Source organism: Alcanivorax sp. NBRC 101098, from assembly GCF_001010505.1.
Taxonomy (GTDB): domain Bacteria; phylum Pseudomonadota; class Gammaproteobacteria; order Pseudomonadales; family Alcanivoracaceae; genus Alcanivorax; species Alcanivorax borkumensis.
In genome coordinates this window covers 1,860,414-1,873,800 of record NZ_AP014613.1, presented here as the reverse complement: position 1 = coordinate 1,873,800, position 13,387 = coordinate 1,860,414, and the positions used below count along the sequence as shown (strand labels likewise).

Genomic DNA, 13,387 nt, shown 5'->3' with positions numbered 1-13,387 from the left:
TGTATGGGTTAATTGTCGAAAGACGCCGGAGTGTTTGATCAGGGTAGTGCTGAATGAGTAATGAAGACCTGAAGCGGAAATATCGTTGGCAGTGCCGTCGGGGTGCGTCAGAAGTGGAGGTGGTGCTGTATGGCTATCTGGATAATCACTTTGATGCGGAGCCGGTGGAGCGCCAAGTACAGTTTGCCACCTTGCTTGCCTGTGAAGATGCGGACATGTTCGAGTGGTTCACCTACCGCAGTGAGCCTGCAGATCCGCAGTTAAATGAGTATGTGAGCCATGTCCTCGGGTTGGTCTCCGCGAAGAAAGGTTAAGCTGGCCGCTTCGCGCTATCCTGCGCGTTTACGGTGGTTGGCGGCATTGCTGGCAGCGGCGGCCATAGTCTTGTCGCAATTACCGGCTTGGGCCATGCTGGTGTTGCTTGGTGTGCTGCCTATTTTAATGAGGAGCTGGCGTTTGCCTCAGCCGGAGGCGCTAGAGCTGGATGCGCAAGGGGTGACGCTCATCGGCCGGCATAAGCAAGTCATGGAGCGCCCCCTGCGTGTTATTCGCCATGGCCCTTGGTTGGCAATGCAAACGCCGAAGGGGTGGCTGCATGTGTTTGCTGACCAAGCGCCCGTTGCCGAGTTACAGCCTTTTTATCAGTGGTTTTGGGTTAAGCGTCAGCGGGGCTAGCGCACGCTACAACATTGGAAGGGAAAGCCGGGATGTTCCCCGGCTTTTTTTCAACGTTGAACGTTCAATTGAATCGCTCGTGCAGGACGGTCATCGTGTGGCTCCGTCCTTACCCGTAACCCGGCTTGATTCTATGCCAGTCAAAACGTCCCCGGTGTTAGGATCGTATTTCCGGTTTCTTCATTCGTTGCTGGGAAATCGCGCATGTAATGCAAGCCGCGGCTCTCTTTGCGTTGCATGGCAGAGCGAATAATCAGTTCGGCGATGACCACCAGATTACGTAGCTCCAGTAGGTCGTTGCTGATGTGGTAGTTGCTGTAATACTCGGCGATTTCGCTCTTTAGTAGCTCGGCGCGGTGCAGGGCTCTCTCCAACCGTTTTTCCGTTCTCACGATGCCCACGTAGTCCCACATGAAGCGACGCAGCTCGTCCCAGTTGTGGCTGATCACCACGTCTTCATCCGAGTCGGTAACCTGCGATTCATCCCATTCGTTGTCGTCTCTTGGCGTGGGAATTTTATCCAGGTGGGCGCGAATATGGTCGGCGGTGGCTTTGCCGTACACAAAGCACTCCAGCAATGAATTGCTAGCCATGCGGTTGGCTCCGTGTAAACCGGTAAAACTGGTTTCGCCAATGGCATAGAGGCCAGGCACATCGGTTTGTCCATGCTTGTTAATCATCACGCCGCCGCAGGTGTAATGAGCCGCAGGGACCACCGGAATGGGGTCGCGGGTGATATCCAGCCCCAGCTGCAGGCATTTGGCGTATACGGTGGGGAAGTGCTCGATAATGAAGTCTGCGGGTTTGTGGCTGATATCAAGGTAGAGACAATCCGCGCCCAGCCGTTTCATTTCATGGTCAATGGCGCGGGCAACCACATCCCGGGGGGCTAACTCGCCGCGCTCATCAAAGCGGTTCATGAAGCGTTCGCCATTGGGGAGTAGCAGGTGCCCGCCTTCGCCGCGGATGGCCTCGGTGACGAGGAAGCTTTTTGCCTTGGGGTGATAGAGGCAGGTGGGGTGGAACTGCATGAATTCCATATTCGCGACCCGACAGCCGGCTCGCCAGGCCATGGCAATGCCATCGCCGGTGGCCACATCCGGGTTGGATGTGTAGAGGTACACTTTGGAGGCCCCGCCGGTGGCCAGTACCACGGAGCGGGCGAGAATAACGTCGGTTTCGCCGGTTTGAATGTTGTGTACGTAGGCGCCACAGCAACGTTTTTCTTTGCCTTGCGGTCCGTCGTGTTCCTGTACGATCAGGTCCACCGCCACCCGGTGCTCAAAGCGGATCACGTTTTCTTTTTTGCAGACTTGTTCGATCAGTGTGCCGGAGATGGCTTTGCCGGTGGCATCGGCGGCGTGAATGATGCGCCGATGGCTATGCCCGCCTTCACGGGTTAAGTGGTAGGGCAATTTACTGCCATCACCGCTATCGAAACGGGTGAAGTCCACGCCTAGATCAATCAACCAGCGAATGGCGTCGGGGCCATTTTCCACGGTAAAGCGTACCGCATCATCCTGGCATAGCCCGGCGCCAGCCACATGGGTATCGGCCACATGACTTTCCAGTGAGTCTTCTTGGTCTAGCACCGCGGCCACTCCGCCCTGGGCGTAGTAGGTGCTAGCGCTGGTGAGCTCTCCTTTGGAGAGCAGGGCAACCTGACACTCATCAGGCAGGCGAAGTGCGGCCGTAAGGCCTGCGGCGCCGGAGCCGATAATGAGTACATCGTGTCGATAGGTAGCCATGGAGCATCCTTTATTCGTTAGCAGCTGGTCGATTTCGCAGGCTTAGGGGTCTCAGGCGGCCAGTATAGCGGCGATTGCTCCCCCTGCTAATGACGTTTTTATCAGCGGATCCCCCATTTGGGTGATGTGTAGCCTATGGCCTGTGGCTATATTGCGATGCGATTTCTATCGTAATTTGGGTGAGAGTGTTCGTCTGATGGGCAACAGGTGAAGAGGAATGCCTGTGGCGGATTAAGACGGCCGACTAATACTGTCTGGGGAAGACAATGAAAAAAATATCGATGCATCTGGCCGGGGGGCTGGTGCTTGTCGCGGGTTTGAGTGGCTGCATGTCTGCGAATTATTATACTGAACAGGGTACGCCGATTACGCAGCAAACGATCGATCACTTTAACACTAACCCGAATGACCCGATTATCCCCTACAGTAAAGGCAAGACCTCTTACGATGCTTACCCATGGGCCAGCGACAAATTTCAGGAATCACTGAACGCAAAGCCAAAAAGTAGTGCGAATGATGAATTGGCTCAGGTCGCAGATTATTGGTTGCATGATGGCGGGATGCCGCCGCTGGATATTACGGTAACGCGCCAGCCTCCCGAAAATAGTGTTGGCACAATTGCTACGGTCGTCTTTAGCACGTTGGGTTGTACGTTCAGCCTTTGTTTGATTCCTATGGTGGCGCCTCAGCAGTTCGAGACGACCATTGAAATGCGCTCAGAAGGTGAGCTGGTTTACAGTGCTAACGCCCACTATCGCGGCACGGTTTTCATGAGCTGGTTTCCACTAGGTAAATTACGCGGCACACAAAAACTTACTGATGCAGCTTGGTATGCTTCAGCTTTTTCCCATGAAGAAAAGCTGGTGCGTAATATTGCTGTCGAAGAGTCTCTTTACCAGTCGCTCAAAAAAACAAAAGATGTAGATACGCTTGCCGCTGCCCTTGATAACCCGTCGCTTAAATTTTACCGGCCGCTGGTTTCTGCGCGCTTGGCAGCGGTGTTGGCTGGCCAGAGCCGTAGTCAGCGCCTCAAGCATTATGCTGCGATCGTTGAGAAACACCCTGACTTTACGGGTGACATTCACGGTAATGAGCGCCTGTTTTTTATGGGGCCGGCGGATTTACGCGTAATGGATGTGCTTAAGGAGACCTATCGCAAGCGCTCAGCTCCGGCTATGGCCGCCAGCATTAAAGCCGCGGGCAAGCCTTATGCCGTCTTCACTCCGGAGGAGTCGAGTTGGTTGGTTAAGGAAGGGCTGCCGGTGGACGTGGTCGTGGCGATGATCAGCGCGAGTGAACCGAAATCAGCACCTGAGACTGTGCCTGTGGGCTTGTTAGCAGGTGCTGCCCCGGGTGATCAGGCGGCGGGGCTTCCAGTGGCGAGTAACGCACTTGAAGCCACTGCTGCTGAATGCTCTAAGGCATATGCCGCTAAGAAAGTCTGTGAAAATATGCCCGGTGATCCTTTCGGCTTGTTGACGCGAGGGTGCATGGCCCAGGTTAAGAAGAAATTCGGCGGCTCTGGCTGTTCTATTTTCTAATACTAGAGCGTTCTGGTGGAGCTCACTGGGGCCTGGCTGGGCTGTGTGAGCGTGCCTGTTTTCCCGGCATTTTGCCCTGAGTGTGTCCAATATGCAGTTTCACAGGAACCATCTGTGGGTTCCTGTGTCCGATTCTGTCCTATAACCGGTTGTCTTGTCGCCCCTGCGTCACCCCTTTAATTGTTCAAGCAATGTGAAAAGGTGGCGAAATCGCGTTCCTATTGTAGCCGCCGCTCAGGCAGCTGCTACAATGGCGCGTTTTACAGGCTGCTTGATCGTCAGGTAGTCATGGTTACTTTACGCGTTTCGCGATAGATCCGGGGGATCGGTGTCAGACGAAGAGTTGGTCAAGAAAGCCAAAGCTGGCGATCAGCGTGCATTCGAGGTGTTGGTGCGAAAGTATCAGCAGCGCCTTTTTGCGTTGATTAGCCGTTATGTGCGTGACCAGGACGAGGTTCAGGATGTTGCCCAAGAAGCCTTTATCAAGGCTTGGCGCGCGCTGCCCCGATTCCGTGGAGACAGCGCCTTTTATACCTGGCTTTATCGTATTGCGGTCAATACCGCTAAGAATCATTTGGTGTCTGCCAGCCGGCGGCCACCGGGCTCTGACCTGGATGCTGCTGAAGCCGAGCAGTATGCCGGTGCAGAAATGCTGCACGAGATTGGAACCCCGGAGTCCCTCGTGTTGTCAGAGGAACTGGAGGCGGTAATCCATGCAGCAATTAATGAGCTGCCTCAGGAATTAAAGACGGCGGTGACCCTGCGTGAATTCGAGGGCCTAAGCTACGAGGATATAGCGGTCGTCATGGAATGCCCGGTGGGTACAGTTCGGTCTCGGATTTTTCGGGCCAGGGAAGCAATTGACACAGCTGTCCGCCCGCTTTTGGGCTCACAGCGCGGCGATAAAGGGTGAGAGTATGAACAGGGATTTGGAAGCGTTGTCTGCGTTTCTCGACGATGAAACCAGCGAGCTGGAAGCCCGTCGTGTAATGCGCGATATTGACGATGGCGATCTGGATACGCTGGCGCGCTGGCAGTTGGCCCGTGATGTTATGCACCACCAGCCGACCATGGCCGTGCCGGCGGACTTTAATGCCCGCTTGTCTGCCGCGTTGGCGGATGAGGCTTTGCCTGTGCAGCGCCCTGCATGGCTCGGTGGCATGGCGCGCTTGGCAGTAGCCGCCTCTGTGGCGGCGGCCACGGTGGTTGGTTGGCAGACCTGGGAAGGTAGTCAGGCGGCGAATGGTACGGCTGCGCCAGTGATGGCGGCTGCTGCGGATAACCGCGTAAGCCGGCCATTCGGCGAGACCTCGCTAGTGTCTCAGGCATTCATGGCGAGTAACAATGCAGTGGTCGTGCCTGCTTCGGCGGTGCCGGCAGCCCAGCCTCGCGTGAACAACATGCTGTTGCGTCACAGTGATTTCGCAGCGCGCCATAGTGGCCAAGGGATGATGCCTTTCGCTCGCTTGGTCAGCATGGATGCCCGCCACGGGGCTCGCTAACGGATGATGTTGCGAGTTCTTGCTTTCTCTCTGACCCTCTGCTCGCCGGTGATGGCGCTGTCTGAAGTGGCGTTGGCGAATACTTCCCCAGCGCAGGACCAGCTCCAATCGATGGCCCAGGCTAATCGATCCCTCAATTACACCGGTCGTTTTCTTTATCAGTTTGGTGCGGAAGTGAGCACCATGGAAGTGAGCCACGCGGTGATCGGTGGCCGCGAGTTTCAACGACTGACCCACCTTGATGGTCGTCTAGTCGAGGTGCTGCGCCGCGGTGATGAGGTGGTATGCCTACACCCCAATGGCACGCTTACCCGCATCAACCGTAAGCACTCAGGGCCGTTGGCGTTGGGTGATCGTATCGCCCGCGATGTGCCCGCCCAGTACAACATACTTGTGGATGGCGATGGTCGTGTTGCGGGCCGAGCGACCACACGCATGCGTGTCGCGCCGCTGGATACCCATCGCTATGGTTATCGGTTGTGGCTGGATAACGACAGTAGCCTGTTGCTGAAATCCGAAATAGTTGATGGCAGCGGGGTGGCGCTTGAGCGGGTGGAATTTGTGTCTCTGACATTAGCGGCCCCGCTTACCGAACAAGATTTTTCGATCCCTGAAACCGTGAAAGAAAGCGACCTGAAGCCACTAGAGGACTCTCACCCCTCTCACCGGTTGTCTGTGGAAGCGCAATGGATGCCGCCGGGCTTTACCTCTGTGGATCAAGATTGGCGGCAGAGCGGTTCCGATCGCGAGCCGGTGGCGGCACAAGGTTACAGTGACGGCTTAGCCGCTTTCACCGTTTTTGTAGAAGCGGTGGACGGTGGCTCCGTGGAAGAAGGCGTGAGTCGTGTCGGCCCGACGGTGGCAGTCAGCCGCCGCCTCACCGCGCCCAGCGGGGCCTACTTGGTCACCCTGGTGGGTGAGGTGCCGCAAAGTACAGCAGAACGGGTAATCGAAGGTATCCGTGTGCGAGATAGTCAGCTCTGATGTTGGAAGAGCAGGGGATTGTTGTGGCGGTGGAGCCTGGGGCTATTTGGGTGGAAACTGTGCGCGCTTCCACTTGCGGTGCCTGCAAGGCAAAGGCCGGTTGCGGGCATCACCTCATTAATGAACAGCAGTCCGGTCAGCGCGCTCGTTTGCGCGTTCCTTCTCAAGATTCTCACCAGGTTGGCGATACCGTAAATGTGGCCTTACCAGAGGGCGCACTGATGCGCGGTGCGCTGTGGGTGTACGGCTTGCCGTTAGTATTGCTGTTTGCCGGCGCGTTGCTGGGATCGGCGTTGCCCATTGAGATGGTTGATGCTTCGGCTGTACTGGGCATGGGGGGCCTGTTTCTCGGTTTCGCGATCAACCGTGTTATGAGCCGCCGGGCCGGGCATACTCAAGCATATCAGCCACGGGTCGTTCCTGCTGCGGACTGCCAGGCCGTGGTGATTCAGCCCGCATCGCAATAGTGAGGCCATGAAAAAGGCCGCCTGATAAAAGGAGACTTCAATGGAACGAGGATATCGTCGTTTCGCAGCAGTGTGGCTTGTCATCTTGAGCGCTGTACTGACAGCTTGCTCCGACCCCTCTTCTGAATCGTCCTCTACCCGCGGAGAACCGCTTGTCACAGGCCTGCCTGATTTCACCCGGCTGGTCGAGAAGGAAGGCCCGGCGGTGGTTAATATCAGCACCGTTACTCACCGAGATGCATCGTCTGCTACAGATCAACTCAAACAGTTACCTGAGTTTTTCAAACATTTTTTTGAACAGTTTGGCGGTGAGGGTGAAATGCCGTCGCTGCCAGAGCAGGGGGACACCCGTTCGCTGGGCTCCGGGTTCATTATTTCTGCTGATGGTTATGTGCTGACCAATAACCATGTGGTGGCGGAAGCGGACGAAATTATGGTGCGCCTGCAAGATCGCCGCGAATTGCCTGCCACGTTGGTGGGGGCAGATGAGCGCAGCGATCTGGCATTGTTGAAAGTAGATGAAGGGGATTTGCCGGTGGTAAATATCGGCTCCTCCGCTGACCTGAAAGTGGGCGAATGGGTATTGGCCATTGGTGCTCCATTCGGTTTCGACAGCAGCGTTACCGCAGGGATTGTCAGTGCCAAGGGCCGCAGTTTGCCCAGTGATAGCTACGTGCCTTTTATTCAAACCGATGTAGCGATTAACCCGGGTAACAGTGGGGGGCCGTTGTTTAACCTGAGCGGTGAAGTGGTTGGTATCAATTCGCAGATATTCAGCCGTTCCGGTGGCTATATGGGCGTGAGTTTTGCCATTCCGGTGGATATGGCCATGGATGTGGTCAACCAGTTGAAAGATGGCGGCAAAGTTAGCCGCGGCTGGTTAGGTGTATTAATTCAGGAAGTGGACCGGGATCTGGCGCAATCGTTTGGCTTAGATTCACCCCGTGGCGCGCTAGTGTCTCAGGTGCTAGAGGGCTCTCCGGCTGAAGCTGCCGGGGTGGAGCCTGGTGATGTGATCATTCGGTTTAATGGTGAAACGATTTATCGCTCTTCTGAGTTGCCCCGTTGGGTGGGCCGGGTGAGGCCGGAATCGGACGTGGATATGGTGGTCATCCGTGATGGTGAAGAGAAGACCTTGTCGGTAACGATCGGGTTGTTGCCGGATAATCCGGAAATGGCCTTAAGCAGTGGTGCCCAGAAGGGTGAAAATGCTGCGGGTGCCAAGTTGGGGTTGACCGTGCGGAAGGCTTCGGCGTCGGAATTGAGCCACCTGGGTTTGAAGGCCGGTGTGGTGATTACTCAGGTTACAGAGGGGCCGGCCCGTAAGGCGGGGCTGCAGGTAGGCGATATTCTGGTCACGCTGCAGGGCTCTCAGATCAATAGCGCGGCTGATTTAGCTGAGGCTGCGGCGAATTTGCCGGAAGACGGTACCGTGGCGGCATTGGTTAATCGTGATGGCACCCCTCGCTTCTTGGCACTTAAGCTGCCATAGCCCCTTTATTTGGGCCCCGCTGTAGGGTTTTTCGGCGCACTGGACGGTGCGCCGTGCAACTCCCCCCCGATATCCGCTAGAATCGCGGCCCATTGTTTGTCGTTTTGAGTATCACGGTGTGTTGTCCGGCGCAGGGTCGGGCAGCAGGACGGCTCTTTCTGTCACTCGGGTTTAAGAATCTGGGGCAGGGAAGGCCGGTGCGGCAACGACTTTTTGTTCAACAGGCCTTATGACTGACATCAAGAATATTCGCAACTTTTCCATTATTGCCCATATTGACCATGGCAAATCGACCCTGGCGGACCGTTTTATTCAGGTTTGCGGCGGCCTCAGCGAGCGTGAGCTGAAAGAGCAGGTGCTTGATTCCATGGAGTTGGAGCGGGAAAGAGGCATTACCATCAAGGCCCAGAGTGTGACCCTGCACTATACGGCCCGTGATGGCGAAACCTACCAGCTGAACTTTATTGATACCCCTGGCCATGTGGATTTCTCGTATGAGGTGTCCCGCTCCCTGTCGGCCTGTGAAGGGGCGTTGTTGGTAGTGGATGCCGCCCAGGGCGTTGAAGCCCAGTCGGTGGCTAACTGTTACACCGCCATAGAGCAAGATCTGGAAGTGTTGGCGGTTCTGAACAAAATTGACTTGCCCCAAGCTGAACCTGAAATGGTGATCAACGAGATCGAGGAAATTATCGGTCTGGATGCCCATGACGCTTGTCGGGTGTCGGCGAAGACCGGCGTTGGCATTGATGACCTGCTTGAGCAGTTGGTAGAGCGTATCCCCGCCCCTGAAGGGAAGCGCGAATCGGACTTGCAGGCCCTGATTATCGATTCTTGGTTCGATAATTACATGGGTGTGATCTCGCTGGTCCGGGTGAAAGAAGGGCGCCTGAAGAAGGGCGACAAAATTTTGGTGAAATCCACCGGCCAGACTCACGTGGTTGATAGTTTGGGTATCTTTACTCCGAAGCGTACCGAGACCAAATTGCTGGAAGCCGGTGAAGTGGGCTGGGTGAGCGGCAGCATCAAGGACATTCATGGCGCACCGGTGGGTGACACCCTGACTTTGGCGAAAACCCCGAACGTGGCCGCCCTGCCTGGTTTTAAAAATGTGAAACCGCAGGTGTATGCCGGCATGTTCCCGGTGAGTGCGGATGATTATGAAGATTTCCGTGACGCCCTGGCCAAGCTAACACTTAATGACGCCTCCCTGTTCTACGAACCGGAAACGTCCGATGCGTTGGGCTTCGGTTTTCGGGTGGGTTTCCTGGGCATGTTGCACATGGAAATCATCCAAGAGCGATTGGAGCGTGAATACGATCTGGATTTGATTACCACGGCGCCTACGGTGGTATATGAATTGGCGTTGGTGTCCGGTGACATTCTGCATGTGGACAACCCGTCTAAACTGCCTGAAGGCAGCAAGATAGAAGAATTCCGTGAACCGATTGCGCGGGTGAACATCCTGGTGCCCCAGGAATTCGTGGGCAATGTGATCACGCTGTGCGTTGAGCGCCGCGGCGCGCAGATCAACATGCAGTACTTGGGCAAGCAGGTGGCGCTGACCTACGACATTCCCATGGCCGAAGTGGTGTTGGATTTCTTCGATCGAATTAAGTCGGTGAGCCGGGGCTTCGCCTCCATGGACTACGCGTTCGAGCGTTTTGAGGCGACCAAGCTGGTGCGGGTGGATGTGTTGATCAACGGCGACAAAGTGGATGCGCTAGCGATGATCTGCCACTTAGATCAATCTGCTTACCGGGGCCGGGCCCTGTGTGAAAAGATGAAAGAATTGGTGCCACGACAAATGTTCGATGTGGCCATTCAAGCTGCCATTGGTAGCAAGATTATCGCGCGCCAGACGGTAAAAGCCCTGCGTAAGAACGTGACCGCGAAATGTTATGGCGGCGACGTATCTCGTAAGAAAAAACTGCTTCAGAAGCAGAAAGAAGGCAAGAAGCGAATGAAGCAGGTGGGCAACGTGGAAATTCCCCAGGAAGCGTTCCTGGCTGTGCTCAAAGTGGATGATTAATTGATAAATGCCTGACGTTAGACGCTGGACGTAAAACCACAAGGCGTCCAGCTGTTGCCTGCTGCGGCTCTGTTAATGGAGATTTCTGTTGGATATTGATATCGGTTTCTGGTTGACCCTGGCTCTGACCATTACGGTGATTGTCTGGCTGATCGACAAGGCGCTTAAGCTGAAGAGTAAGGGCGGCCCGGTGGGCAGTGTGGTGGAAACCTCCAATTCACTGATCTCGGTGTTTTTTGTGGTGCTGGTGATTCGTTCGTTTATTGTTGAGCCTTTTACCATCCCCTCGGGCTCCATGTTGCCAACGCTGAAGGTGAACGATTTTATTCTGGTGAACAAGTTTGCCTATGGGCTACGTTTGCCGGTAACTAACACCAAGATAATTGAGACTGGCGAGCCGGAACGGGGTGATGTCATGGTGTTTAAGTTTCCGGATAACCGGAAACAGAACTTCATCAAGCGCGTGGTTGGTTTGCCCGGTGATACGGTTCAGGTGAAAGACAACGTGTTAACGGTGAACGGTGAGACAGTCGATCGAGACTTGGTGAACGAGTGGGTTGGTTCTGGCGTATGGCGCAAGCAATATGTGGAACAGCTGGGTAACGCTAGCCACTTGATCTGGCAGGAAGGCAAAATTAACCCCTACACTGGACGGAAAACCCCGCAGGCGCGCACTCAGGGTGAGTGGACTGTGCCGGAAGATGCTTACTTTGTGATGGGCGATAACCGGGATAACAGTAACGACAGCAGATTCTGGGGTATAGTCCCAGAGGAGCTGGTCGTGGGGGAAGCATTTATGATATGGATGCACTGGAAACCGATTTTCTCTCTGCCCAGTTTTTCTCGTAATGGTGCCATTGATAAGGTGGAGGCAAATTACAATGATGACAACTAAGCCCTCACAGCAACGCGGGATGTCACTGATCAGCGGGGCAATTGTGCTGATCGTTGTGGCAATCTTGGGGACAGCTGCATTTCGTATGATCCCGGCTTATATGGAACATAATACGATTTCGACGGCCATCCGTTCATTACTGCAGGATAGCAAAACGGCGCTGATGTCTCCGCGCGAAATTCGCGACGGACTGAGCAAGCGGTTCACTATCAACCAAGTTAATGTTATTTCTGTTGATGATCTGGTTATCGTTAAGAAAGGCGGTGTTCTGACCGTCTCTACAGATTATGAAGTGCGAGAACCGTTGTTCTACAACGTAAGTATCGTGATGAGCTTCAATGATGAGTTCAAAAAAGACATTCGCCAGTGAACGGTGACCTTAATAGGCTGATGGCCCGCCTGGGCTATCAATTTCAGGACCTCTCCCTTCTTGAGTTGGCACTCACGCATCGTAGTGTTAGCCGCCATCGTAATTATGAGCGGTTGGAATTTCTTGGTGATGCTCAACTCGGGCAGATCATCTCTGTCGCTCTGTTTGAGCAATTTCCAGAGGCTGCCGAAGGGCAACTTACCCGCATGCGTGCCTCTCTTGTTCGCGGTCAGACGTTGGCTTTGGTGGCGCGGGAATTAGGCTTGGGTGAATATCTGGTATTGGGAGGGGGGGAATTGAAAAGCGGCGGTTTTCGTCGTGATTCCATTTTGGCTGATGCGCTGGAGTCGATTATTGGCGCTATGCTGTTGGATGGTGGAGAGCCCCGCTGTCGTGAGGTGGTGCTGGCCTGGTTTGCGCCGCGTCTTGACGCAATTTCTCCACAGAGCGCCCAGAAAGATGCTAAGACCCGTTTGCAGGAATGGCTGCAAGCGCGCAAGTTTGAATTACCGACCTATGAGGTGACCCAGGTAGAAGGCCTGGCGCCGAAACAGACCTTCGATGTGCAATGCTCACTGGATAATGTGCAGCAGATATTTATCGCCCAAGGTGCAAGTCGCCGAAAGGCTGAGCAAGAGGCGGCAAGCCTGGCGCTTGAATGGCTGGAGCAGCAGTATGACTGATACCCCGTCGTCTCAACCCGACAACCCTCAAACCACCCGGTGTGGCATGGTGTCGATTGTTGGACGCCCCAATGTGGGTAAATCCACGTTGATGAATCATCTGATTGGTCAGAAAGTAAGTATCACCTCGCGCAAACCGCAGACCACTCGCCATCGGATTCATGGCATTCTTAGCCGCGATAATTACCAGATTGTGTTTGCTGACACTCCGGGTATTCACACTGGCCAGGAAAAGGCGCTAAACCGCGCCATGAATGAGGCTGCGGTATCGACCCTGTTTGGGGTGGATGTGATCTGCATGATGGTGGATGCCATGAAGTGGACACCGGCGGACGAGCACGTGCTGTCCTTGCTGCCAGAAGGAGGCGACGTTCCGGTATTGTTGATCATTAACAAGGTCGACAATGTGGATGACAAGAGCGCTTTATTGCCGCATATACAGTCTCTGAGTGAGCGCTATCCCTTTGACGCGGTTATTCCGGTATCTGCACTGCGTGAACAGAATTTGGTGGAGTTGGAAAAAGCCTTGGTTGATCGCTTGCAAGAAGGAGACTTCTGGTACGAGGAAGATCAACTTACCGACCGTAGCTTACGGTTTATGGTGGCAGAGATAATTCGTGAGAAAGTGGTTCGCCAACTGGGCCAGGAAGTGCCGCACCAGGTGAGTGTTGAAGTGGAGCTGTGGGAAGACGGCCCCCGCGTCACAGAGATTTCGGCCGCCATTTTGGTGGAGCGCCGTGGTCAGAAAAAAATTCTTATTGGCGACAAGGGCGAGCGGATCAAGCAGATTGGTATTCAAGCCCGTGAGGATATCGAACGCCTGATTGAGCGCAAAGTGATGCTTAATCTGTGGGTGAAAATCAAGGCGGGCTGGTCTGACGATGCCCGTGCGTTGCGCTCCCTTGGCTATGATGAAAGGAATTGAACGCTCAAAGTTGAAAAGCGCGGATAAACAGGGTGTAAGTCATGAAAGCTACTTTGCGCGTTTCTGTGTTGGCTGA

14 protein-coding genes are annotated in these 13,387 nt (G+C 54.8%); 13 read left to right on the top strand and 1 reads right to left on the bottom strand.

Translation table 11 applies throughout. The annotated features are described in order from the left end of the window. The first annotated feature begins 53 nt into the window (after positions 1 to 53). Complete coding sequence (locus AS19_RS08495) at positions 54 to 314, top strand: succinate dehydrogenase assembly factor 2 (RefSeq protein ID WP_035461147.1); 261 nt, start codon at positions 54 to 56, stop codon at positions 312 to 314. Continuing rightward, positions 280 to 675, top strand: coding sequence for a hypothetical protein (locus AS19_RS08490; protein WP_231860746.1), 396 nt, complete (start codon positions 280 to 282; stop codon positions 673 to 675). The genes AS19_RS08495 and AS19_RS08490 overlap by 35 nt, the downstream gene beginning before the upstream one ends. Before the next feature lie 140 nt (positions 676 to 815). Here AS19_RS08490 and nadB read toward each other — a convergent pair whose 3' ends face one another. Further along, positions 816 to 2,423: an L-aspartate oxidase gene (gene nadB, locus AS19_RS08485; protein WP_011588922.1), complete on the bottom strand. Its 1,608-nt coding sequence runs from the start codon at positions 2,421 to 2,423 to the stop codon at positions 816 to 818. 266 nt (positions 2,424 to 2,689) lie between these two features. On the opposite strand from nadB, the gene AS19_RS08480 reads away from it, so the two are divergent. The 11 genes from AS19_RS08480 (at position 2,690) to era (ending at position 13,311) form a co-directional block, all read left to right on the top strand. Continuing rightward, a complete protein-coding gene (locus tag AS19_RS08480) occupies positions 2,690 to 3,964 on the top strand; it encodes a hypothetical protein (protein ID WP_046961932.1) in 1,275 nt (424 codons plus the stop codon). A gap of 328 nt (positions 3,965 to 4,292) precedes the next feature. Next, positions 4,293 to 4,877 (top strand): RNA polymerase sigma factor RpoE, encoded by a 585-nt coding sequence (gene rpoE, locus AS19_RS08475; RefSeq protein ID WP_011588920.1) that lies wholly within the window; start codon positions 4,293 to 4,295, stop codon positions 4,875 to 4,877. Positions 4,878 to 4,881: 4 nt separating this feature from the next. Further along, positions 4,882 to 5,466: a sigma-E factor negative regulatory protein gene (locus tag AS19_RS08470; protein ID WP_011588919.1), complete on the top strand. Its 585-nt coding sequence runs from the start codon at positions 4,882 to 4,884 to the stop codon at positions 5,464 to 5,466. A 3-nt stretch (positions 5,467 to 5,469) separates the two neighbouring features. Continuing rightward, positions 5,470 to 6,450 carry a MucB/RseB C-terminal domain-containing protein gene (locus tag AS19_RS08465; protein WP_082116363.1) on the top strand — a complete coding sequence of 327 codons (981 nt, stop codon included), beginning with the start codon at positions 5,470 to 5,472 and terminating at the stop codon, positions 6,448 to 6,450. Then, positions 6,450 to 6,917: a SoxR reducing system RseC family protein gene (locus AS19_RS08460; RefSeq protein ID WP_046961931.1), complete on the top strand. Its 468-nt coding sequence runs from the start codon at positions 6,450 to 6,452 to the stop codon at positions 6,915 to 6,917. Before AS19_RS08465 ends, AS19_RS08460 begins: the two co-directional genes overlap by 1 nt. Positions 6,918 to 6,957: 40 nt before the next feature. Then, positions 6,958 to 8,409 (top strand): DegQ family serine endoprotease, encoded by a 1,452-nt coding sequence (locus tag AS19_RS08455; protein WP_082116362.1) that lies wholly within the window; start codon positions 6,958 to 6,960, stop codon positions 8,407 to 8,409. A gap of 229 nt (positions 8,410 to 8,638) precedes the next feature. After that, the gene (lepA, locus tag AS19_RS08450) at positions 8,639 to 10,438 is read left to right on the top strand and encodes a translation elongation factor 4 (protein WP_011588915.1); all 1,800 of its coding nucleotides are present in this window, start codon (positions 8,639 to 8,641) and stop codon (positions 10,436 to 10,438) included. A gap of 88 nt (positions 10,439 to 10,526) precedes the next feature. Next, on the top strand, positions 10,527 to 11,333 hold the full coding sequence (gene lepB, locus AS19_RS08445) for a signal peptidase I (protein WP_011588914.1): 807 nt from the start codon (positions 10,527 to 10,529) through the stop codon (positions 11,331 to 11,333). Next, positions 11,320 to 11,703 (top strand): DUF4845 domain-containing protein, encoded by a 384-nt coding sequence (locus AS19_RS08440; protein ID WP_011588913.1) that lies wholly within the window; start codon positions 11,320 to 11,322, stop codon positions 11,701 to 11,703. Before lepB ends, AS19_RS08440 begins: the two co-directional genes overlap by 14 nt. Then, complete coding sequence (rnc, locus tag AS19_RS08435; RefSeq protein ID WP_011588912.1) at positions 11,700 to 12,386, top strand: ribonuclease III; 687 nt, start codon at positions 11,700 to 11,702, stop codon at positions 12,384 to 12,386. The genes AS19_RS08440 and rnc overlap by 4 nt, the downstream gene beginning before the upstream one ends. Continuing rightward, positions 12,379 to 13,311, top strand: a complete 933-nt coding sequence (gene era / locus AS19_RS08430) for a GTPase Era (RefSeq protein ID WP_011588911.1) — start codon at positions 12,379 to 12,381, stop codon at positions 13,309 to 13,311. Before rnc ends, era begins: the two co-directional genes overlap by 8 nt. Positions 13,312 to 13,387 lie beyond the last annotated feature (76 nt).

Bases quoted from the DNA above. Each gene is read 5' to 3' on its own strand.
- AS19_RS08490 (WP_231860746.1), top strand. From the start codon at position 280: ATGTCCTCGGGTTGGTCTCCGCGAAGAAAGGTTAAGCTGGCCGCTTCG.
- AS19_RS08480 (WP_046961932.1), top strand. From the start codon at position 2,690: ATGAAAAAAATATCGATGCATCTGGCCGGGGGGCTGGTGCTTGTCGCG.
- AS19_RS08465 (WP_082116363.1), top strand. From the start codon at position 5,470: ATGATGTTGCGAGTTCTTGCTTTCTCTCTGACCCTCTGCTCGCCGGTG.
- nadB (WP_011588922.1), bottom strand. From the start codon at position 2,423: ATGGCTACCTATCGACACGATGTACTCATTATCGGCTCCGGCGCCGCA.
- era (WP_011588911.1), top strand. From the start codon at position 12,379: ATGACTGATACCCCGTCGTCTCAACCCGACAACCCTCAAACCACCCGG.
- AS19_RS08470 (WP_011588919.1), top strand. From the start codon at position 4,882: ATGAACAGGGATTTGGAAGCGTTGTCTGCGTTTCTCGACGATGAAACC.
- AS19_RS08460 (WP_046961931.1), top strand. From the start codon at position 6,450: ATGTTGGAAGAGCAGGGGATTGTTGTGGCGGTGGAGCCTGGGGCTATT.
- AS19_RS08495 (WP_035461147.1), top strand. From the start codon at position 54: ATGAGTAATGAAGACCTGAAGCGGAAATATCGTTGGCAGTGCCGTCGG.
- AS19_RS08440 (WP_011588913.1), top strand. From the start codon at position 11,320: ATGATGACAACTAAGCCCTCACAGCAACGCGGGATGTCACTGATCAGC.
- lepA (WP_011588915.1), top strand. From the start codon at position 8,639: ATGACTGACATCAAGAATATTCGCAACTTTTCCATTATTGCCCATATT.
- AS19_RS08455 (WP_082116362.1), top strand. From the start codon at position 6,958: ATGGAACGAGGATATCGTCGTTTCGCAGCAGTGTGGCTTGTCATCTTG.